We start from the raw sequence: 20,994 nt of genomic DNA on the forward strand, positions 1-20,994 counted from the left end.
CGCGACGACACGCGCCCGTCGGGGAATGTGTCCGTAACAGCACCGCGCCCATCGCTTATCGAACCCCATCACAACAATTCAATTAATCTACAGCGCGCACGCGCGTGATACAATTGAAGCAAACAAACACAAAAATTACCGATCTTGTTGATAGCAGGGTCCGTCGCCCGGGCACGCCCGGAGCGAGCTGAAATGCGGTGCGGCCCCTGCGCGTCATGGCCTGCTGATGCCCCGGCAGGTGAACTCGCACAGCGGCCACTCGTTACACGGTCCCCCCCCCGCCCGATCGGGGCGCCGGGGCATCCCACGCAACCACTTATTGCCGTACTGTTAGGAAAGAAGGTCTAGCGTCACATGATCGATTCGATTCTCGCAGCGCTGTCGAAATTGCGCCTGGGTCCGCGCCTCGTGGGTGGGTTCCTGCTCGTCGCCGGGGCGTGCGGGCTGCTCGCCTACCAGTCATTCGAGGCCCTCAACGGGCTGCGCGAGTGCCAGGTCAACGCCAGCACTAACCTGGTCCCTTCGGCCCTGGCCCTGGGCAAGTTGCGGAGCGGCATCCTCACGGTCCAGCGGACGGAGCGCAGCGCGGTCATCTACGGCAAGCTCGGCGACGACAAAATGTCCGGCGTGACGCGCGGGTTCCGGGACCAGGCGCAGCGGGACGCCGACGAGGGAATGAAGGGGTACGTCGCGCTCCCGATGACCGACAAGGAGGCAGCCCTGTGGCGGGCGTTCGAGGCCAAGCACTCGGAGTGGAAGCGGTGTAGCGAGGAGATCTTTACGCTGGTCGACCGGCGCGAGTTCGAGAAGGCCGACGAGGCGCTCAAGCGCGAGATGCCGGCGATGGCCGAACTGGCCACCGCGCTGGCCGCGGTGATGGAGTTGCAGGAGGTGGCGAGCAAGCAGGACAACGCCAAGGCCAACGAGGTGTTCGAGCGCGGCCGGCGCACCTTGTGGACGGTGAGTGTCGGGGCGGTTCTGGTCGCGGCCGCGCTGGGGCTGCTGCTGACCGCGTCCGTGGTGCGACCGCTCACGCAGACCGTGTCGGTGCTCCAAGGGGTGGCGGCCGGGGACCTGAGCCGCAAGGTGCGGATCGAATCGGCCGACGAGATGGCGCAGTTGGGCACGGCGCTGAACGTGGCCATCGACGGGATGATCACCGCCAGGGAGACCGAGCGGGTGCAGGTGGAGCGGGACAAGGAGCGGGTGGTGCAGGAGGCCCGGGCGGTCGCCGAGCGGGCCGAGAAGGAAGCGGTGGCGGTGCGGGAGCGGGCCGACGCCGCCTCGGCCGCGGCGACCGAGTTGCAGCGCAAAGTGGAAGCCATCCAGATCAGCGTGTCGGCGATCGCCGCCGGCGACTTTACCGTGTCGATCCCGGACCTCGGTACCGACAACATGGGCCAGATGGCCAGGGCCCTGAACCAGGCGGTCGTCAACATGCGGGGCGCGCTCGAGGGGGTGCAAGAGGTTTCGGAACAGTTGGCCAGCGCCTCCGCCCAATTGTCCGGGGCCACGAACGAGATCTCCTCGGGTGCCCAGGAGCAGGCGTCGAGTCTGGAGGAGACGGCCAGCTCGTTGCAGGAGATCACGGCGACGGTGAAGCAGAGCGCGGACAACGCCCAGCAGGCGCGGCAGTTGGCGAGCGGGTCCAAAGAGGTGGCCGAGCGGGGCGGTCAGGTGGTGAGCGGCGCGGTCGAGGCCATGAGCGAGATCAACGCGTCCAGCAAGAAGATCGCGGACATCATCACCACCATCGACGAGATCGCGTTCCAAACCAACCTGCTGGCCCTCAACGCCGCCGTCGAAGCCGCACGGGCTGGGGAGCAGGGGCGTGGGTTCGCGGTGGTCGCCACCGAGGTCCGCAACCTCGCCCAGCGCAGTGCCACCGCCGCCAAGGAGATCAAGAGCCTGATTCAGGACAGCGTGAAGAAGGTGGAAACGGGGGCCGAACTGGTGAACCGGTCCGGCGGCACGCTGGCCGAGATCGTCAGCAGCGTGAACCGAGTCACCGACATCGTGACTGAGATTGCCGCCGCCAGTAAAGAGCAGTTCGTGGGCATCGAGCAAGTGAATAAGGCGGTTTCCCAGATGGATACCGTAACCCAGAAGAACGCCTCCCAAACCGAGGAACTGTCCGCAACGGCCCAGGCGCTCACCGACCAGGCGTCGCAGCTCAGCGGCCTGATTAGCCGGTTCAAGCTCGGAACCGGTGGGCGCGCCGCGTCACGGCCGGCGAAACCGGCCCCCCGGCCCCGCCCGGCCGTGGCCAAAGCCCTCGACCAGCGGCGCAGCGGCAACGGGCACGCGGGCGGTCACCACGAGTTAGACGCGCTCGACGACGGGTTCACCACGTTCTGAGTGCCCGAGCGTGTGGGACCGGTGGGGTGTTGGTGGGTGGCGGTCTGGTCGCCCACCAACACCCACCGGTCCCGGGGCTTGAATGGCAGGCGGCGAAGAGCCGGGGCAAAGTGGCAGGCCGATTCTCCTGACAGTGGACCTTAACGTTAAGGTTATCAGCCAGGTCACAAGTGGCGTGGCTAAGGCCCCAAGCAGCTATTCCGCTAATGACCTTCAGTCTGCGACGCCACTCAAATGGAGCGATCGATGGATCGCAACTCCGCTTGGCGGGGCGTGTGTAAGGGAACAGGATTTATGACCGATTACGAGAAGCTGTCGCTCCAACTCTTATCGCAGATCCTGGCCGGGATCAGCGTTTCGATTCAGTTGCACCAGCGCAGTGATGGACGGGGTGCGCAAACGGGTACAATGATCTCCGATTTTTACAGCGCACAACTATCACTCTTGGCAAAGGTTAGCGATGCCATCAAGAGGCACAACCCGATCACATAAATTAAATTAATAATAACATCATCAAATTGTAAGCGACTGGAGTCGGATCGAACCCACGGGGACGCACGCGGACCAGAAGATCTGTCAGAGCAGCGGAGAACCGGGCGTCCCCGGTTCCACGAGTTGCTGCGTGCTCAGCGCTGGGGTGTGAAATTCGGCCGGAACGAGTACGGGTCGCCAACCATCTGGTTCCACGTCTTCTGTTGCTCGGCCGTCAGGTACTTGTTAAAGCGGTCTTGTCGGGCGGTCCAGTAATCGCGGTACATCTGCGCCCCTTTCGTGGCGTCGGTCGCTCCGACCCGGTGGATGTCTCCTAACTGCTGGTTGCTCCAGTCGTATTGAGCTCGCAGGTTCCGCTGCTGCTCGGCCGTCAGGTTCAACTGCCGCTGTACCTCCGGGTCATACAGGGTGCCGAACCCGCCGTACTGGTAGTTCATCTGCTGGTACCGGCTCCGCTGGGTGTCGTTGAACACGTCCCGCGCACCCTTGTTCCAGTCGGCGTAGTACTTCTGGTTCAGCTCTTGGGTCCGGGCAAACCGCTCGGCGTCGTTGAGCGTGCCGAGCTTGGCGTAGTCGTCGCGGTACCGGGCCTGCGTCGCGTCGGTCAGTTTGTTCAGGTTGGTAACCTGTTCCGGGGTCAGGTTGAGTGATTTGCCGACATCGGGCATTCGGTACAGAGGTGCCGGGTAGTTGTAGGCCGGTGCGACTGGCGCTTTTCCGGGTTGGGCCGGCTGAGCGTGCAGAACGCTCGTGAGGGAAAAGCCGCCGGCCAGAACGAGAGCGTAATTAAAGCGCATCGGGGGCTCCGTTACGGGAGAGTGGGGCACGAGGCCGGCGTAAGCGGTGCAACCCTCGCGCCCGGAGCGATGCGGTGGTGCCGGTTACGTGATCCCCTGACGCCGGGCTCGGTTGTCGCGAAGCAACCGTTTCCTTGGAGCCCGACTCATCGACCGAGCCGACCGGCGTAGCCGGGACGGCACCCACTTTGCTTTCTCACCCGCCGGGCAGTTCATTGCGTGAGAGGTGAAAATCGATGTGGGATCAGGCGACTCACTGGCTGTCGGATGCGTCGAACGGTTGGCTCGGCGGCCCATCGTGTCTTGGAGTGTCGGCCGGGCGCTGGGTTCTCCTGGCCCTGTTCGCCGCGACCGGGTGGGTGATTGGGTGGCTTGCCGGGTGGCCGGCCCGGGCGGGTCTGGTGCGGCTACGCCGGCGGGTGCCGAGCGCGACGTGGGCCCCAGATGTTGAGGACCGGTTGACCGCGCCACTGGCGCTGCTCGCGGCGGCGGCAACAGTCCGCGCCGGGGTTGAGGTGCTGGGGATCGCGGACGTGGCCGGGGGGAGCGGGGTGCGGGCCGCGTGTAACGTCACGCTGATCGCGGTTTCGACGCTGTTGGCGGTGCGGGCCATCGGGGTCGGCAAAGAGTACCTGCAAGCGGCCCTGGTGGGCCGCGCGGCGGACCCCGGGCGGGTCCGCTCCATCACCACGCGCGTGACCGTGCCCGCGCGGATCCTCCAGTTCCTGGTCGGCGCGGGCGGTGTCGCTCTGGCGCTGCTCCAGTTCCACGCCGTGCGCGAAGTGGGGGTGAGCCTGCTCGCCTCGGCCGGGGTGGCCGGTGTTGTCCTTGGGTTGGCCGCCCAGCGCACCGTGGGCAACATCCTGGCCGGGCTCCAACTGGCGTTCGCCGAGCCGGTGCGGATCGGGGACACGGTCGTGGTCGAGAGCGAGTTCGGGATCGTCGAAGAGATCAACCTGACCCACGTGGTGGTGCGAGTCTGGGACCAGCACCGGTTAGTGCTACCGGTCAGCTACTTTGTGGAGAAGCCGTTCCAGAACTGGTCCCGCGGGTCCACCGAAGTTTTAGGGGTGGTAATGTTCCAGGCCGACTTCGGGGTGCCGGTGCCAGAAATCCGGACCGAGTTGAACCGGATCTTGGAGGGCACCGATCTGTGGGACCGCCGGGTCGGTGCCCTCCAGGTGACCGAACTGGTCGGGGGACGGGTGGAGTTACGGGCGCTGGTGAGCGCGGCGGACAGCAGCCGCTTGTGGGACCTGCGGTGCTACGTTCGGGAGCAACTGCTCGCATGGCTCCAGGGGCGGGCGGACCGCTACCTACCGGTCCAGCGCGTGGAGGCCGTCGGAGGGAACGGGCACCACGAGTTCGCCGCAAGCTACGGCCCGCAGTAAGGACGACCGGTCAGAAGTCGTCCGGTAAGCAAGTCGTAACGTCACGAAACTCTGCCCATATCGAATTTGTGACGTTAATACTTTCGACGAGCGGGCTTTTGACCAGAAGTCCTCAGCGTGCGATCGAGTGCGGCTTTCGGGCCGTCCTGCGAGCGTGGCAGCGGAAGGCGGATTACCCGACCGGTGCGGTCGGAGCGTGTGAACGGGTGAACCCACTTCCGAACGGGGGCAGTGCGTTGCGGGTCTGGAGTACACTGGAAGCTCCCCCCGGCGTATGCTCGACCACCAGGGCAAGGCGCCGGGCGGTCGAGCGCCAAGTGTAATCAACTGCCAAACTGCTTGGAGGACTCCCATCATGCCCGCGATCCTCTCCGACGACGCCGTCCGCGAGTACCACGCCAGCGGGTTTCACGTGGCCCGCGAGTTCTTCGACGCGGAAGAGATCGACCTCCTGAAGCGATCCGCGAAGGAGGACAACGAACTCGACCGGCGCTCGTTCGGCCGGGCGGACGGCGAGGGGGGCGTGGTGAGGCTGTCGCTGTGGAACCACCCCGGTGACGGGATCTACGGAATGTTCGCCCGCTGCGAGCGCATGGTCCGGAGCTGCGAGAAGCTGCTCGGCGACGAGGTGTACCACTACCACTCGAAGATGATCCTCAAGGACGCGAAGGTGGGCGGCGCGTGGGCCTGGCACCAGGACTACGGCTACTGGTACCAGAACGGCGTGCTCACTCCGAACCTCGTAAGCGTGTTCATCGCGGTGGACCCGTGTACGCGGGAGAACGGGTGCCTTCAGGTGATCGGCCGCTCGCACCACGCGGGGCGGGTGAACCACGTCCTCACCGGCGAGCAGGCCGGGGCCGACAAGGAGCGCGTCGAGGAACTGCTGAAGCGTCCCGACCAGTTCCCGCTGGTGTACGTGACGATGGAACCCGGCGACGCGGTGTTCTTCCACTCGAACCTGCTGCACCGGAGCGACCAGAACCGCAGCGACCACCCGCGGTGGGCGATGATCTGCTGCTACAACGCGAGATCGAACGACCCCTACAAGGACTCGCACCACCCGCGGTACACGCCGCTGAGCGTGGTGCCCGATGGCGCCATCAAGCAGGTTGGGGTGAAGCGGTTCATGGACAGCGGCGACGTGAAATGGCTCGATGACACGCGCGACAGCAGCGCCAAAGCGCTTCTCAAGGAAGAGGGCTCCTGATTCACGATCCGGCTGTTGGTGTCCGTCTTGGTTTTTGTCTTTGTGGCCCTGACATTTCTGTCTGTGCAGAGCGATAAGGCCGCATAGACAGAAATGTCAGGGCCACAAGAAACAAACACGACCAGCCGGACCGTGAATGAGAGCGAGCCGCCGCCGCTCGCTCGCGTTCGGTAATTTTTATTACGACGCGCGCCCGGGCTTGCAGGCGGGGTTCGCCAGATACGCTTCGAGCAGCGCGAACTGCTTGCCGAAGTCGTGCTCGGAGACCCCGATCGGGCTCTTGAAGAAGCACGCGAGGTGCGGCATCGGACCGCTCTCGCCGCGGCGCTGGGCCAGGGCGGTGAGCCGCACGAGGTCGATCACCAGCGGCGCGGCCAGCAGCGAGTCGCACCCCTGCCAGGTGAACTGCATCATCATCTTCGTTCCGAGGAAGCCCTCGAAGTGGATGTGGTCCCACGCGGTCTTCCAGTCGTCCAGCGATTCGATGTACTCGATGCTCACGTGCGACTGCGGCCTGTAACCGAGCAGCTCGGCGAGCAGCCGGTCCTTGCTCGTCACCTTGCTGGACTTGTTGTCCGGGTCGTTGAGCACCAGCCCGTCGCGGTTGCCGAGGATGTTGTGCCCCACCCAACTGAGCACGCGGAGGTTCCGCCGCGCGAACATCGGGGCCAGCACGCTCTTGAGCAGCGTTTCGCCGGTCTTGAGGTCCTGCCCGGCGTGCGGGACCCCACGCTTGCGGGCCAGCTCTTCGAGCGCCGGGAGCGTCGCCCCGCGGCTCGGGGTCATGTTCACGTAGGGGAAGCCCGCGTCGAGCGCGGCGAACGCGTACACGCCGCTCGTGGGCAGGGACGCGGGCGCCGCGCGCTCGAGCGCCGGGAGCAGCCGCTCCAGCGACTTCTGCTCGTCGGTCGGCTCGAAGGGGGGCTCGGTCGAGGCCGCGTTCACCACCACGAGCTGGTCGAGCCGGTGGGCCGCCTTGAACGCCTTGAGGTCGGACTGGATCGCGTCGATGGCCTCGCGGGCGCTGCCGGCCCGGCGCGTGTCCGGGCGGTCGGCGAGAGCGGTGATCGCGGCGTCGGGGCGGTACACCACCCCGGGCCGGAGGTTCGCCGACCACGTCTCCAGGTCGCCGGCGCAGGCAGCAAGGGTGCGCTCGTCGAACACGTTCGACCGCTCGTGCAGCTCGCGCGCGGCGGTGAGGAAGTTGCCCTTCCGGATGTCGTGGCCGCCGACCACGAACGCGTCCGGGGCGTCGAAGTCGTGCCCCGCGAATTGGGGGAGCGCCGTGACGAGCCCCGTGGGCGGGGTCTGCCCGCGGGCCAGCGCCGAGAGCCCGAGTGCGGTGGTGCTCGCGACCCCGCCGCAAGCACCGATCAGCCACAGTCCGACACGCCGAGGGGCCATGAGAGTTAAACGTCCGTCGAGGGGGAGGCAGGCGGATAACGTATTCTACCAAAAATTGTCGATGCCGCGCGCGACCGAGTCAAGCACGCGACGCACGCCGGAGGCAGAACGAGCCGTTGCCCACCCGCTTTAACCGGGTGAGCAACTTTTGCTCACCTGCGCTCCTCCGGCTCACGCGCGAGTTCGCGCGCGGCGAGCCACCCGACCATACCCATCACCGGCACGCCGGCTTGCACGACAACTGGGAACTCGTGGCGGATTTGCACGGCCGTTAACGCCGATGTGGCGGTCAGACCCGCCCACGCGAGGGCGAAGAGCGGGAGCCACGCGTCCCGCGAGCCCGGGAGCCGTTCCCACAGCACCACCGCGGCGGCGACGAGGAGCGTCCATTCGTAGATCAGGGCGTGCGGCGACGCCCACAGCGAGAGGAACACCGCGACCGGGAACATCACCGCGACCGGGCCGCCGCTTTTTCGCCGCACCCACCACGCGGCACCGATGCCCACGACCGCGCACACGGCGGCGAGGGGCCAGTGCAGTTGAGGGTGCTCGGGTAGCAGCAGCGCGAAGAACCCCTTCGGGTTCACGACGTTCCACATGCCAAACCCGCTGAACCCGGCGTTGGTGCGGAGCGTTTCGACGAACGCTTGTGACGCTTCGGGAACAACCGCCCACGACACCGCGGCCAGAAGGGCGCCACTACAACCGACCCCGAGGAAGCACCTCCAGTAGCGGCGCGGCTCGAGCGCCCACCAGACGAACAGCCCGAGCAGCAGTTGCGGCTTGAACCACAGGAGCCCCGCCACCAGTCCCGCGGCGAAGGTCCGGTCGTTCGAGAGCAGTCGGTACACGCCGGCAAACGCCGCAAGACTGATAAACGTGTTCTGCCCGAAACTGGCGGTCGCGAACACCGGGAAGAACGCCAGCGCCCACAGGAGCACCCGGGCGGGGCGCGCCGGGCGCAGGAGGAGAACGGCGAGCGCGAGCAGCGAGAACCCGATCAGCGTCCAGACGGCGACGCTCTCGTAATACGAGAGGCCCGCGGTGGGCGTGTAGAGGAGCGCGTAGAAGGGCGGGTTGCGGTACGCCTCGAACGCGCGGCTCGGGCCGCCCCAGTCCCAGCCCACGAGCTGCTGCTGATAGCCCTCCGCGATCAGCTCGGGATAGCTGTAGATGCGGTGCGGCTGGCCGTCCCGGATCAGCTTCGCGGCGTGGTAAAACGCGAGGTGGTCGGCCCCGATGAGTTGGCCTCCAGAGTCCTTGTACCACCCGCCGAGCCCCAGACTGACCGCCCACACGACCCACGACGCCGCGCCCACCACCAGCCCGACCCACAGCTTCGGTCGGAGCCACTCGGCGGTCGCGGCATACGTCATGATGCTCTCGTATCGGATCGCGGTGATTCGTAACAGTCATGACCGTTGGCGGCACAGGGCGGAAGCCCGGTGCCACCAATCACCTGGAGACGGCCGATTCCAGAACGGCCCGCACCAGCGGTTCGGGCACGTCGTCGAACAGCTTCACCTCTCCCATGCGCGTGGGGAGGATGAACCGCATCTGTCCGCCCACGGCTTTCTTGTCGCGGCGCATCACGGCGATCAGGTCGTCGATGGGCCACCGGACCGGTGGGGCCGTGGGCAGGCCGAGCGCGTCGAGTAGCTTCGTCTGCCGGGAAACGAACTCGTCCCCGATCAGCCCGATTTCCCGGGCCAAGCGGGCCGCGCACTCCATTCCGATGCTGACCGCTTCGCCGTGAAGAAGGGTGCCGTACCCGCCGCACGTCTCGAAGGCGTGCGCGAACGTGTGGCCGTAGTTGAGCACTGCTCGCAGGCCGGTGCGCTCGTACTCGTCCTGTTCCACGACATCGGCTTTGAGCCGGCAGGACCGCGTCACGACGCGGAGCAGCGCCCCCGGTTCGCGCGTGCGCACGGCGTGGGCGTGGGCTTCGAGGTACGCGAAGAAATCGGCATCAAGGATGACGCCGTATTTCACCACCTCGGCGAGCCCGCTGATGAACTCGCGCGCGGGCAGGGTGTCGAGGAACGCGAGGTCGATCCACACGCCGGCGGGCTGGTGGAACGACCCGATGAGGTTCTTGCCTTTGGGGTGGTTAATGCCGGTTTTGCCGCCGACGCTCGAATCGACCATCGACAGGAGCGTAGTGGGCACCATCACAAGCGGCAGCCCGCGGTTGTACGTAGCGGCGGCGAACCCCGCGAGGTCGCCGATCACCCCGCCGCCGACCGCCACCACCGCGGTGCTGCGGTCGGCGGCGAGTTCGTAAAGGGCGTCGTACAACACCGCGAGCTGGTCCAGGCACTTCGACGCTTCGCCCGCCGGCACCACGGCGCCCCCGGCGCGCAGGCCCGCGCCCGTGAGTGCGGCCTGAATCGATTCCGCGTGCGGCCGGCTGTTGGAATCGCCCACCACGAGCACGGTTGAGGTCTTCGGCAGCGCGGCCCGGACGAACGCGCCGAGGCCGGCGGTGGCGCCATGAGCGAGGGCGATGTCGTAGCTGCGCGCCCCGAGGTTCACACGAACGGTTTCCATGCTCCGCATTTCAGCGAGAACACGGAGGTTCGCCAAGTGCCGCCCGCCCGCTCTACCGGGCGCGAGTTCGTACCGCGGGGCACCGTTTCGGCCCGAAACTCCTAGGATCGTAGGGTCCGTGCCGCTTCGGCCGGCGACGTTTCGGGCGCCCCCGCAGAGCCGTCCGGACGTAACATTCTATCTCCAAACGAGTTGAACCCGATGCCGACCGAAGACAACGCCAAATCGGGAAACCTGCTCCCCGATCTGGGAGCGGGGCTGGTGGTGTTCCTCGTCGCCCTCCCGCTCTGCCTCGGGGTAGCGCTCGCGTCCAACGCCCCGCTCTTTTCAGGTCTGCTGGCCGGGGTGGTCGGCGGGTTGGTGGTCGGCTTCTTGAGCGGATCGCACACCAGCGTCAGCGGCCCGGCGGCGGGGCTGACCGCGGTCGCGGCCGCGCAGATTACCGCGCTCGGGTCGTTCCAGGCGTTCCTCCTGGCTGTCGTCGTAGCCGGCTTGATCCAAATCGTGCTCGGCCTCGCCCGGGCCGGGTTCGTCGCCGCGTTCTTCCCCACCGCCGTCATTAAGGGGCTGCTCGCGGCGATCGGCGTGATTCTGGTTCTCAAGCAGATCCCGCACGTCGTGGGGCACGACCCGGACCCGGACGGGGACATGGCGTTCCAGCAGCCGGACCACCAGAACACCTTCACCGAGCTGATCCACACCATCGAGGATGTCCACCCGGGCGCCGCGACCGTCGGCCTGCTGTCGATCGTCATGCTGGTCCTGTGGGAGCGGTCCCGGCTGGCCCGGCTCCCCGTGCCGGCCCCGCTGGTGGTCGTGCTGTTCGGGGTGGGGCTGAGCCAACTGTTCCGCCAGCTCGGCGGGGAATGGCTGATCGAATGCGGGCACCTCGTGCAGGTGCCGGTTGCGGACAGCGTGGCCGGGTTCCTGGGGTTCCTTCAGTTGCCCGATTTCGAGCAGTTGAGCAACCCGGCCGTGTACATGGCGGGCCTCACCATCGCCGCCGCCGCGTCCATCCAGTCGCTGGTCACGCTCGAGGCGGTGGACCGCACGGACCCGCAGCGGCGCGCGTCGCCGGCCAGCCGGGAGCTGCTGGCGCAGGGGTGCGGAAACGTCCTGCTGGGGTTCCTCGGCGGGCTCCCGATCGTGACCGAGATCGTCCGCGGGACCGTGAACGTGAAGGCCGGGGGCCGGACCAAGTGGGCCACCGTCGTCCACGGGGCGCTGCTGCTCGGGTGCGTGGCCCTGCTGCCGACCCTGCTGAACCTGATCCCGCTGTCGTGCCTGGCGGCCATTCTGCTGGTCACGGGGGTGAAGCTCGCCAGCCCGCGGCTGGTCCGGAGCATGTGGGTTCAGGGCTGGCCCCAGTTCGCCCCGTTCATTCTGACCGTGGCCGCCATCGTGCTGACCGACCCGCTCATCGGGGTGCTGATCGGGCTCGCGGCCAGCGTCGTGTTCATCCTCCGCAGCAGCGTCCGCTGGCCGCTGCGGCTGATCGTCGAGCGGCACCTGTCCGAGAGCGTCACCCGGATCGCGCTGCCGAGCCAGGTGAGCTTCCTGAACCGGGCGGTGCTGGCCCGGTCGCTGGACGAGATCCCCCGCGGCGGGCACGTGCTGCTCGACGCCGAGCACACCGACTACATCGACCCGGACATCCTCGGGCTGATCCGCGAGTTCACGGAGCAAACGGCCCCGGCCCGCGGGGTGGAGGTGAGCCTGCGCGGGTTCCGCAGCGAGTACCGGCTCAGCGACCAGATCCAGTACGTGGACTACTCGACCCGCGACGTTCAAGAGGCGATGACCCCGGAGCAGGTGCTCCAGATCCTGCGGGACGGGAACGAGCGGTTCCGCGCCGGGCGCCAGCTCACCCGCGACCTGGGGCGCCAGGTGCGCGGCACGGCGGGCGGCCAGCACCCGCTGGCGGTGGTGCTCAGTTGCATCGACTCCCGGACCCCGGCCGAACTCGTCTTCGACCTGGGGGTCGGGGACGTGTTCAGCGTCCGGCTGGCCGGGAACGTGGCCAGCCGCAAGGTGCTCGGGAGCATCGAATACGGGTGCGCGGTGGCGGGGGCGAAGCTGGTGCTGGTCATGGGGCACACCCGGTGCGGGGCCGTGACCGCGGCGGTCGATCTGATCTGCTCGGGTCGGACCGCGGCCGAGGTCACCGGGTGCCAGCACCTCGACCACATCATCGGGGACGTTCAGCGGGTGGTGGACCCGGTCGCGTGCCGCGCCGCCCACTGGCCCACGCCGGCGGACAAGGAGGCGTTCGTGAACGACGTGGCGCGGCGGAACGTGCTGCGGGTGGTGGCGTCGGTCGTCGAGCAGAGCGAGACGCTCCGCCGACTGGTCCGGGAGGGCCGGATCGCCGTTGCCGGCGCGATGTACGACGTGAACACCGGGGAGATGGAGTTCCTGACCGCCGGTGCGACAGCCCCTGCACCCGCGCAATCAGATCAGTAACCGACCGCACCCCGGAAACGGCTAACGCCTCGTGCCCCGCCCGGGGTAGAATCCCGGGCGGGGCACGAGGCGTTCACTTCGCAGTAACGCGATCGATCAATTGGGCAATCGGTCCGCCACGCTCCCGGTAACTGCCATTAAACTAATCCTCATCTTCGATGGCGTGGCGGCCGGGCAAGCCCGTCAGTGGCCAGCGCTACCATCGGTACGTGGGGGTTTTGTAGGCCATTGTGGTGTTGCCGTAGCGGTAAGTAAACTTCACATAGAAGTAAACCATCTGATAATCCCCCACCCCGACGGCCCACGTGCCGTTCGTCGGGTTGAACGTGCCCTGGGCCACGCTGAGTTCGCGGCCGTTGGCGTCCAGCGTGACGATCCGAACGTCGGTCAGGGTTTCGTAGGCGTTAAGCTGGTAAACGCCGTTCAGTTCCACCACCTTGGCAGGACCGCTATAATACTTTCTGCCGCCGGTGATCAGTTGGCTGAACGCGTGGGCCTCGCCGGCCAGGGAGACGAACAGCCCTGCAAACAGGGCGAAGGCCAAGCACAGTTTGACGCACCGCATGTCTACGACCTCCAAAGGACCGTGCGACTTGAGCCAGGTCGGGGACGTGTGACCCACGTCAGGGGGAACCGGTTGCTGGCAGAAGTGAGTAAGAGCGGCCGGGCGATTCTCGGTGAACTTTTTCACAATTTCGGGCAGCACGGTGTGGCCGACCGCCCTACGCGCGTGCCGCGATACGATGTGCTCATCGCGAGGGTTGCAAAATGTCTAGCCTTGTCACTTCGACCGCCCTTTTGTCCGCGATGCTCGATCCCGAGCAGCCGGAGGCGTGGGAGAAGTTCCACAACCTGTACGCAAAATGGATCAAAGGGCAGATCGCGGGGCGGCTGTCCGCCGCGCCGAGCAAGCAGTTGCAGCAGGAGATCGACAACCTCGTACAAGACATCGTCAGCCGAACGTGGGAGCAATTCCGCGGGAAGCGGTACGACCCGCAGAAGCGGGCGCACACGGGCGGGTTCCGGGCGTGGCTCAAGACGGTCGTGCAGTCGGTGACCGTGGACGCGGTCCGGGCGCGGCAGCGGGCGACGAGCGCGGCGGGCGGGGACTCGGACTGGCTGGCCGAAGTGCCCGACGCCCACGCCGTGGCGACGGAGTTCGAGGCGACGTTCGTTGAGGACGTCGCCGAGCGGGTGTTCGGCGAGTACCTGCTCGAGTGCAAGGAGTGGCAGCGGGTGGTGCTCGAGCGCCGCGGCCTCCGCCACGGCAACACCGCCCCCAAGCCCGGCGAACAGTTCCCGAGCCTGCCAGAGCTGAGCGCGGAGCTGGGCAAGACGGTCGCGGCGATATCCGATTTTTTGACAGACGCCCGGCGCACGCTACAAAAGCGGTTCGTGGACACGCTCGACGCCCTCGACGCGCACGGGCTGCCGGCGATGGCGAAACCGCGGTAGCGTCTCGCGCAACGGGCCTCGTCGCCCCCTGTTCAGGAGTCGCACCGTGAACAGCGAACTCGATGGCGGTGCCGGGCCGCGGCTCGCGTCGGCAGACCGCCCCCGCACCGCCCCCGCCGAGGGGGCGGCCCCGAACCTCGCCGCGCTGCTCGAGCGACGGCGGCAGCGCGTCCGGCACATCAGCGCCACGCCGGACAAGGTCGGGCGCTACATCGTTAAAGAGGTCAAAGGCCGTGGGGGAATGGGGGTCGTGTATGCGGCCGTGGACCCCCACTTGAACCGCGACGTGGCCGTCAAAGTCATTCGGCCCGAGTACGCGGAGTCGCCGGCGTTTCAGGCGCAGTTCGTCCAAGAGTCGCGCGCGATGGCGGGCGTCAAGTCGCCGAATGTCGTCACCGTCCACCACGCCGAAGTGGATGAAGCGGGGCACCTCTTCCTCGTGATGGAGCTTTCGCCGGGAACTTCGTTGCAACACCTGCTCCGCTCGGGGCAGGCACTGCCTCGGGCGACGGCGCTGGAACTGGGAATCGGCTTGGCCATCGGGTTAACGGCCGCTCACGCGCACGGGGCCATTCACGGCGACGTGAACCCGAACAACGTGCTCGTCGAGCCGGGGCCGGACGGAACGCAGGTCGCCAAGTTGACCGACTTCGGGCTGGCGCGGTTCGTGGAGGACTCCGGTTCGAGCATCGGGTGCGGAACGCCCGGGTACCGGAGCCCCGAGCAAATCGACAGCAACCAAAACGTCACCGTCGCGAGCGACGTTTACGGTCTGGGCGCCGTCCTGTACCGGATGCTCACGGGAAGACTGCCCGTTGCCGACGAGCCGCTTCAGTTCCCGTCACGGTCCCGCGTCCCGCGGCCCTTGCGTCGGCTTTGCGTCCGGTGCCTTCAGGCGGACCCCAACGCGCGGCCGCCGGCGGCGGAAGTCGTGCAGGCGCTCAAGGCGTACCGCGCCCGGTGGCGGCGCCGGCTCCTCGTCGCCGGAGCGCTGGCCGCGACCCTCCTGACGGGCGTTCTCGGCGCCACGTGGTGGTTCAACATCAAGTCGGCCGCGACCATGAACAAGGTCCGGGCCGACATGCTGCACATCCGGGCCTCGTCGCTCATGACCTCCCCCGACCCGGCGAAACGGGCGCAGGCGGAGCGCGAGTTCCGCGCGGCCGTGCCCGTGTTCCGCAAGCACGCCGCACGGGGCGAGGTCGAGGCGACGATGGACCTCGCCGAGGTGCTGTGCAACCTGGCGACCCTCGCCGCGCCGGACGAGGGGCTGAACCTGTGCGACGAAGCCGAGCGCGCCCTGAACCAGACCGGCGTTCCCCCCAACAACGACATCTGGGCGTTCACTTGGTTAACGCGGGGCACCGTCCTCCAAAGCCTCGGGCAAACGGAGAAGTCGTTCGAGGATCTGACGCGGGCTCGGACGCGCTATGCCGAACTCGCTCCGACGGTCGATCGCGACGAGTTCAAACAGCACCACGCGACCGCCCGGCTGAACCTCGCCAAGCAGCTCATCCGCCGAAACGACTTCGCGGCTGCGGTCCAAGAGCTAGACGCGGCGGTGGCGATCTGGCAGTCGCTCCTGGCCGCGAACCGGACGCAGTACCTCACGCCCTGGATCGACGCACGGTACACGCGCGGGATCGCGCGGTACGGGTACTCCTCGTCCCTGCCGACGGAGCCGGCCGCGGCCGAGCGAGCCACAGCGATTCAAGATTTTTCCGAGGTGATCGCCGAACAAATGCGCTCGGTCGAGGCGGGAAACACGTCCGACGCTCTGGTGCTCCTGCGCGCCCTGATGATGAGGCACGGCCTGTTCGTCCGCCAGGGCCGGGCCGCCGACGCGCTCAAAGACGCCGAGCAAGCCATCACCATCAACGACCGCTTCGCTCCCAACGTGCCCGGCCAACAGATCGACGCCCTGCGAAAGTACGTCCAAAAGCACCAGCACTGAAAACGTCAGATGAACGATCAGCGAGGGCCGCGAATGACCGAAGCGGAATGGCTTGCGGCGACGGACCCGACACCGATGCTGGCGTTCATTCGGAGTAAGGTGAGCGAAAGGAAGCTGCGGCTGTTCGCTGTGGCATGCTGCCAGGGTGCATGTCGCCTGTTGCAGTCCCAGCGTTTTCAAAATGCAATCGAGATGAGCGAGCTGTTTGCGGACGGGCTGGCGAGCGACGGTAAGTTGCGTAAGGCAAGGTCACAGGCTCGGGAATCGGCCCGGCTCATTTTGTCACCAGGGCGAGTGCCCCCGTGGTCCCGCGCGGTCCGAATCCTTTCTGCTCGGAGCATGGTGATTTCAGTTTGCTCAAGAAACATCGACGAGGTAATTCAGGCCCTGAGTCACGTTTGCGTTACGGCCGACAGCTCCGAGTCGGACGAGTTGAATCGCAAACTTGAAAGGCAGCATCGAGCAGCCGTACTCCGTGAGGTTGTTCAGTTCCGCCCCGTCGCCGCTGACCCGTTGTGGTTAACCTCCACCGTCCTTGCTCTCGCTGAGGGCATTTACGCCGCGAACGCCTTCGACCGTCTCCCCATCCTTGCCGATGCGTTACAGGACGTCGGATGCAGCTCCGACGACATCTTGAGCCATCTGCGCAGCGACGGACCACACGTCAAAGGCTGCTGGGCGCTGGATGGAGTGCTGGGCAAATCGTAGCGAAACTGGGGCAGGGCATCGTTGCGCTGACACCGCACAGGGGTGATTGAGAAGACTGACAAGAAGTGGCTGGATGGCACAGACCCATACACATTAATAATTGCTCTCGCTGAGAAGGAGAACTCAGGGCGTATTAGTGCATTTGACTTGTCTTTTAGCCGATATCGTCCACTTCCTTTGCTTCTAGAACGCTATCCTGAATCCTGGCCATCTCATTCATGGCTTGAGAGTATGCGGTCTTCCACAACGAGCGTACTGAAACATCGAGGATGCCTTCGCTGCACTTGTCAAGGTACTCCACAAACAAGGCGCACTGTCGCACTCTGTCTTCCAGCGTTCGTACATCGCGAAGTTCTGCTCTCGTTGCATCGTCCAATATGGGCGTATCGATTGAAACTGCGTCAAGGTAGTTGAACCGCGAAATCAGGTGGGCTACGTGGTATTTGCCACGATGTGTAATGCAGATGAATTCGATGCTATCCGACCACTTTTCAATTGGGTCGCGTGACTCGATGCACTGCTTTTCAAAGAGGAACTGCACCGTCCTGTGTGCGTGTTCGGCAGTGTACCCCATTGTGCACAAGTGTGTCTTCACGTCGGAAACTCGCACATACGCCGCCTGTTGTGGCTGAGAGTCAGCGAACGTGTTCAAAAAGTTCAGTGCCGTCACGCGCGAAAAATGTTCTACAGGGTTGGCATGCTGAATATCGAAGATGTTGCAGAACGGACTTGAACTCGGATCATAGTGGACCGAATCTCCAAGCATGAGTGTGCGGATAATCTGATAATCATAGATTCTGTAGCTCGCATCGTGCATATAGCTTTCTGCTATAGTTCTACTATCTAGGAATTTGCTCGTGAGGTATTTCTTGACAAGCACAAGCATGGCACGGGTGTTATTGTTGGCCGCAGAGGAGAAAAGTTGAACGATGTCGCTGCCACCTCTGCTCCGTATGGAGTCCAGGAGGCACTGGATTACAGCCGCAACGGTCGGCATCTCGTAGCTAAATTTTGATCCGTACTGTGCCGTTCGGCTTTGCTGGCTCTTCAGCTTTCCTTCTGCGTATCGCTTGGCGTATTTCAGTCTCCGAGTAAGTACGATGTCACTATCTGCGCTCGTGATTGATATCACCTTGGGTGATACCGTGTCCAACACTCCCGATTGACTTGATTTGTAAAAGGTCGCAGGTCGCAAGCAGACAAAGACCAAGCATGCCCAGTCTCTGGCAATTGCTGACGCGCGAAGGAACGCTGCCTCTTGAATTCTGTCAGGGCATCGGTCGAGGTTGTCCATAAAGATGGCAACTGTATACTGCCGTTCCCCACGCAGGCTGCGAAACACTCGCCGGTAGAAATCGTGTTTATCTGCGCAAAAGCCGTTTATGAATTCCAGCTCTGCCTTAATGTACTCCGGTGAACTCTGGGGGAACGCCTTTCCAGCTGGGGTATTGGGAAATCTTTTCAGTTCATTTTTCAGAATCGAGCGAATGAGTTTGTCACTTAAAACGTCCATCTTGACTGGAGGCTTCATAAGCTGCTCTTCAATGGTGCGATAGACGTAATCAGACACCTCCCGGTCATCTGTAAGGCGGTCGAGAAAATCAATTTCAAGCTGGATATACTTCTCAAGCGTCTTCGACGCTTCTATCATTCGCAAGTATCGCAAGAACGTTGTTTTGCCGTTGCCCACGTTCCCTAGCACGATGATGGGACGTTGTGGCTGATAACTAGCGATTAGCCCAGGCACTTGAGCTGACTTCAGAATTGTGGCTGTTACATTTTCATCGCTTCGGTACTTCTGTTCAATTAAGTCTTTTGCGAATTCTAGTGTTGCTGATTTTGATGACGGTATCACATAACACTCTTCGAGAAACTCAAGTTCCAACTCTTCATTTTGAAGATCAGTCCACACATCTCCCAACACTAGCGCGATATCTTCAGCCGCCTGATTGGGCTGTACTGGGTTGGGGTAGCCAGTGATCCGCTGTGACAGCTTGTTTGGCGGGGGAGCCTTCCGGGAATCAAGCAGTTTGTCCAGTACCCGATTGGTTGCAACACCGTTCGGGCTGAAACACTCCCAAAACAGGCGGAACTTGTTTTTAATCGCGTCAAGCGACTCGAATACGATCACAGAGCGTTCGTCTACCGGCACACCGTCAAGCCAAGACAGCGAAATCAACCACTGGTGCCCGTTGCTGATTGCTATGTACCGCGCTCCCAAACTCGCGGCGTAACCCGAAGACTGCCGAAGTGCTTTGTCTGCCTCTGGGCACTCTTTCGCAAGAAGGCTGAACCCGATTGCATTAGCCGGGAACTTGACCTTGCTAGGTAAGACAAACGATTCCCCGATCTTCTTCTTTGTTTCCGCGTCCGTTGCCTTCTTCGCTTCGAGAATCATCGGCAACGCTTCGTCCGAATGCATCGCGTAGTCAGCGTAACCGACTTCCCGGCAATACTTCTCCACATCGACGCGCAGCTTGTCCCAGCCCAGAACATCGAAGAGAATCGTGTCAATCGCGCGCAACCGGGTCATCGCCTCATTCGTGCCAGCGGCAGCGGCGATGAGCGGTTCGTGTTGTTTGAGCAACTCGAAGCAGAAGTCTGGCGTCCAGTGCGACACTGCTTACCCTCGCTGTAAGGTACTACCACCCGTGCTGGCATCTTCGCGTTTGTCTTCGCCACCAGTTTACCATCAACCGACGCTCAGAGTCGGCGCCTGTGGCTGTCTCAGCCGCATCAGGCTACCCGTTGGACGCAGTTTCAATCCTACCGTTTCAACCGAACCGGGTAGCCTTGACTTTGCCAAGTCGTCAAAGAACAGCGGCACACCCGCCGGAAATGCACCAGCGAACACCACTCATACATGAACCTGCCGTGTCTGCCGCATCTGGCCTCATAGAACGCGTGATTGGCCAAGTACTTACGACAAGCTAAATGGGATAACTTCGGCGGGTTCATGTATCAGGCAAAAGCGGTAACGGAATCCCAGGCGAAATTGCTGTTGTCGCCTTTCGTTCTCTTGTGACAAGTCATTTGTACTTCTCTTTGGAGCGATGCGCTGGCTCAAGCCGCGGGAACGGACGCCGGTGGAGCAGCTCATCGGCGAGACACACGGGGCGCCTTCTCGGTCGGCCCGCGAGGCGCTGCGGTGGGCGTGGAACCTGTTCGCCGTAGGGTTCATCCTGACGGCGGTGAACGTGCCGCAGGTATTGGCGTGGCAGAACGTCGCCTCGCCGGTTGCGGTCGTCATCGCCGGGCCGTACACCTTCCCGGCGTGACGCGCCTGCCCCGGTGGGTGAAGTCCGAGCGATCCGGCCGCAAGTGATTGCCCCGGGTGACGACATGCGAGGAGCGGACGATGGTGCCGGAAGACGAGGACGAATGGGTCGGCGTCGACCGCGACTGCCCTCAGGATGCCGACGAGTGGCATGCATGCACCGACATTGATGTCCTCTACTGGCCACTGCGGAATGCTGTCCTCGGTGAACGGGTGGCCGACCGAAGCCCGCGGAAGTGGGTTCTGTTCGCGGCCGGGTGCTGCCGCCAAGTTGGGCAGTTCCTAATCGCCCCCGAATCATGGGCCGCGGTCGAGGCGGCCGAGGCGTTTGCTGATGGGCTTCTGTCGGCAGGTGAACTGGCCGCGGCGGCCGCCGCGGCCGTGATGCCCTGGCGTCGGTTGTACGATCCGACCCGGACTGACTACGCTCACCCTCCGCAGATGCACGTCGCGATCGCTGTGACCCGGCTGGCGCTCGATGCTCCGGAGGACGATGCACCTGTGGGGTCCGACCAAGCCTACAGTCATGTGGTTGACGCACTGGCTGCGGCGACCGGGAACGACCCGGCGGATGGTGACCGGTGGCGCGGACGTGTGCGCGGGTCTCGACTCGCGGCCGACCTGTTTCGGTGTGTGATGGGCAACCCGTACCGGACCGTTGCGTTCGCCCCGGAGTGGCGGACGGCCACGACCGTCGCTTTGGCCCGGCACATGTATGAGACCCGTGATTTTTCGGCGCTGCCCATTCTGGCCGATGCCCTTCAGGACGCCGGGTGCGACGACGCGGCCGTGCTGACCCACTGCCGCGGGCTCGGACCGCACGCGCGCGGGTGCTGGGTGCTCGACTGGGTCCTCGGGTACGGCGAGCCCTACACCTTCTCGGAGTGACAGCGGTGGCGCGATGGCCGCTCGCCCACTCGTTCACCATCGAGAGC

16 protein-coding genes are annotated in these 20,994 nt (G+C 64.7%); 10 read left to right on the top strand and 6 right to left on the bottom strand.

Annotation, left to right across the window (positions count from 1 at the left end):
* Window positions 1–354 precede the first annotated feature (354 nt).
* Together R5W23_RS24385 and R5W23_RS24390 are read left to right on the top strand one after the other, a co-directional pair.
* Window positions 355–2,358 (top strand): methyl-accepting chemotaxis protein, encoded by a 2,004-nt coding sequence (locus tag R5W23_RS24385; protein WP_320688567.1) that lies wholly within the window; start codon window positions 355–357, stop codon window positions 2,356–2,358.
* Between the two features lie 246 nt (window positions 2,359–2,604).
* Window positions 2,605–2,850, top strand: coding sequence for a hypothetical protein (locus R5W23_RS24390; RefSeq protein ID WP_320688568.1), 246 nt, complete (start codon window positions 2,605–2,607; stop codon window positions 2,848–2,850).
* 134 nt (window positions 2,851–2,984) lie between these two features.
* Here R5W23_RS24390 and R5W23_RS24395 read toward each other — a convergent pair whose 3' ends face one another.
* Complete coding sequence (locus R5W23_RS24395) at window positions 2,985–3,647, bottom strand: hypothetical protein (protein WP_320688569.1); 663 nt, start codon at window positions 3,645–3,647, stop codon at window positions 2,985–2,987.
* 236 nt (window positions 3,648–3,883) lie between these two features.
* On the opposite strand from R5W23_RS24395, the gene R5W23_RS24400 reads away from it, so the two are divergent.
* Both R5W23_RS24400 and R5W23_RS24405 read left to right on the top strand, forming a co-directional pair.
* Entirely contained in the window at window positions 3,884–5,038 is a 1,155-nt protein-coding gene (locus R5W23_RS24400; protein WP_320688570.1) for a mechanosensitive ion channel family protein, read from the top strand.
* 355 nt (window positions 5,039–5,393) lie between these two features.
* The gene (locus R5W23_RS24405; protein WP_320688571.1) at window positions 5,394–6,248 is read left to right on the top strand and encodes a phytanoyl-CoA dioxygenase family protein; all 855 of its coding nucleotides are present in this window, start codon (window positions 5,394–5,396) and stop codon (window positions 6,246–6,248) included.
* 180 nt (window positions 6,249–6,428) lie between these two features.
* Here the strand turns inward: R5W23_RS24405 and R5W23_RS24410 are convergent, their stop codons facing one another.
* The 3 genes from R5W23_RS24410 to aroB form a co-directional block, all read right to left on the bottom strand.
* Window positions 6,429–7,652 (bottom strand): inositol-3-phosphate synthase, encoded by a 1,224-nt coding sequence (locus R5W23_RS24410; RefSeq protein WP_320688572.1) that lies wholly within the window; start codon window positions 7,650–7,652, stop codon window positions 6,429–6,431.
* Between the two features lie 152 nt (window positions 7,653–7,804).
* Entirely contained in the window at window positions 7,805–9,028 is a 1,224-nt protein-coding gene (locus tag R5W23_RS24415) for a glycosyltransferase family 87 protein (protein WP_320688573.1), read from the bottom strand.
* Window positions 9,029–9,107: 79 nt separating this feature from the next.
* Complete coding sequence (gene aroB / locus R5W23_RS24420; RefSeq protein ID WP_320688575.1) at window positions 9,108–10,202, bottom strand: 3-dehydroquinate synthase; 1,095 nt, start codon at window positions 10,200–10,202, stop codon at window positions 9,108–9,110.
* A gap of 201 nt (window positions 10,203–10,403) precedes the next feature.
* Here aroB and R5W23_RS24425 point away from each other — a divergent pair, with 201 nt between their 5' ends.
* Window positions 10,404–12,665 carry a bifunctional SulP family inorganic anion transporter/carbonic anhydrase gene (locus R5W23_RS24425; RefSeq protein WP_320688576.1) on the top strand — a complete coding sequence of 754 codons (2,262 nt, stop codon included), beginning with the start codon at window positions 10,404–10,406 and terminating at the stop codon, window positions 12,663–12,665.
* A gap of 196 nt (window positions 12,666–12,861) precedes the next feature.
* Here the strand turns inward: R5W23_RS24425 and R5W23_RS24430 are convergent, their stop codons facing one another.
* On the bottom strand, window positions 12,862–13,287 hold the full coding sequence (locus R5W23_RS24430; protein ID WP_320688577.1) for a hypothetical protein: 426 nt from the start codon (window positions 13,285–13,287) through the stop codon (window positions 12,862–12,864).
* Window positions 13,288–13,433: 146 nt separating this feature from the next.
* Between R5W23_RS24430 and R5W23_RS24435 the strand changes: the two genes are divergently transcribed.
* The 3 genes from R5W23_RS24435 to R5W23_RS24445 are packed head-to-tail and all read left to right on the top strand — an operon-like array spanning window position 13,434 to window position 16,782.
* Window positions 13,434–14,120, top strand: a complete 687-nt coding sequence (locus R5W23_RS24435; RefSeq protein WP_261187065.1) for a sigma-70 RNA polymerase sigma factor region 4 domain-containing protein — start codon at window positions 13,434–13,436, stop codon at window positions 14,118–14,120.
* 46 nt (window positions 14,121–14,166) lie between these two features.
* Window positions 14,167–16,074 (top strand): protein kinase domain-containing protein, encoded by a 1,908-nt coding sequence (locus R5W23_RS24440; RefSeq protein WP_320688578.1) that lies wholly within the window; start codon window positions 14,167–14,169, stop codon window positions 16,072–16,074.
* A 33-nt stretch (window positions 16,075–16,107) separates the two neighbouring features.
* Window positions 16,108–16,782, top strand: coding sequence for a hypothetical protein (locus R5W23_RS24445; protein ID WP_320688579.1), 675 nt, complete (start codon window positions 16,108–16,110; stop codon window positions 16,780–16,782).
* Window positions 16,783–16,936: 154 nt separating this feature from the next.
* Here the strand turns inward: R5W23_RS24445 and R5W23_RS24450 are convergent, their stop codons facing one another.
* Window positions 16,937–19,402 carry a hypothetical protein gene (locus R5W23_RS24450; protein WP_320688580.1) on the bottom strand — a complete coding sequence of 822 codons (2,466 nt, stop codon included), beginning with the start codon at window positions 19,400–19,402 and terminating at the stop codon, window positions 16,937–16,939.
* 433 nt (window positions 19,403–19,835) lie between these two features.
* On the opposite strand from R5W23_RS24450, the gene R5W23_RS24455 reads away from it, so the two are divergent.
* Both R5W23_RS24455 and R5W23_RS24460 read left to right on the top strand, forming a co-directional pair.
* Window positions 19,836–20,060, top strand: a complete 225-nt coding sequence (locus R5W23_RS24455) for a hypothetical protein (protein WP_320688581.1) — start codon at window positions 19,836–19,838, stop codon at window positions 20,058–20,060.
* A gap of 80 nt (window positions 20,061–20,140) precedes the next feature.
* Window positions 20,141–20,947 carry a hypothetical protein gene (locus tag R5W23_RS24460; protein ID WP_320688582.1) on the top strand — a complete coding sequence of 269 codons (807 nt, stop codon included), beginning with the start codon at window positions 20,141–20,143 and terminating at the stop codon, window positions 20,945–20,947.
* Window positions 20,948–20,994 lie beyond the last annotated feature (47 nt).

The organism is Gemmata algarum (assembly GCF_034097035.1).
GTDB lineage: Bacteria > Planctomycetota > Planctomycetia > Gemmatales > Gemmataceae > Gemmata > Gemmata algarum.

What these genes read in the sequence shown, in the direction of transcription:
- R5W23_RS24405 (WP_320688571.1), top strand. Translation starts at nt 5,394, where the DNA reads ATGCCCGCGATCCTCTCCGACGACGCCGTCCGCGAGTACCACGCCAGC.
- R5W23_RS24460 (WP_320688582.1), top strand. Translation starts at nt 20,141, where the DNA reads ATGGTGCCGGAAGACGAGGACGAATGGGTCGGCGTCGACCGCGACTGC.
- R5W23_RS24400 (WP_320688570.1), top strand. Translation starts at nt 3,884, where the DNA reads ATGTGGGATCAGGCGACTCACTGGCTGTCGGATGCGTCGAACGGTTGG.
- R5W23_RS24415 (WP_320688573.1), bottom strand. Translation starts at nt 9,028, where the DNA reads ATGACGTATGCCGCGACCGCCGAGTGGCTCCGACCGAAGCTGTGGGTC.
- R5W23_RS24455 (WP_320688581.1), top strand. Translation starts at nt 19,836, where the DNA reads ATGCGCTGGCTCAAGCCGCGGGAACGGACGCCGGTGGAGCAGCTCATC.
- R5W23_RS24445 (WP_320688579.1), top strand. Translation starts at nt 16,108, where the DNA reads ATGACCGAAGCGGAATGGCTTGCGGCGACGGACCCGACACCGATGCTG.
- R5W23_RS24390 (WP_320688568.1), top strand. Translation starts at nt 2,605, where the DNA reads ATGGATCGCAACTCCGCTTGGCGGGGCGTGTGTAAGGGAACAGGATTT.
- R5W23_RS24395 (WP_320688569.1), bottom strand. Translation starts at nt 3,647, where the DNA reads ATGCGCTTTAATTACGCTCTCGTTCTGGCCGGCGGCTTTTCCCTCACG.
- R5W23_RS24410 (WP_320688572.1), bottom strand. Translation starts at nt 7,652, where the DNA reads ATGGCCCCTCGGCGTGTCGGACTGTGGCTGATCGGTGCTTGCGGCGGG.
- R5W23_RS24435 (WP_261187065.1), top strand. Translation starts at nt 13,434, where the DNA reads ATGTCTAGCCTTGTCACTTCGACCGCCCTTTTGTCCGCGATGCTCGAT.
- R5W23_RS24385 (WP_320688567.1), top strand. Translation starts at nt 355, where the DNA reads ATGATCGATTCGATTCTCGCAGCGCTGTCGAAATTGCGCCTGGGTCCG.
- aroB (WP_320688575.1), bottom strand. Translation starts at nt 10,202, where the DNA reads ATGGAAACCGTTCGTGTGAACCTCGGGGCGCGCAGCTACGACATCGCC.
- R5W23_RS24425 (WP_320688576.1), top strand. Translation starts at nt 10,404, where the DNA reads ATGCCGACCGAAGACAACGCCAAATCGGGAAACCTGCTCCCCGATCTG.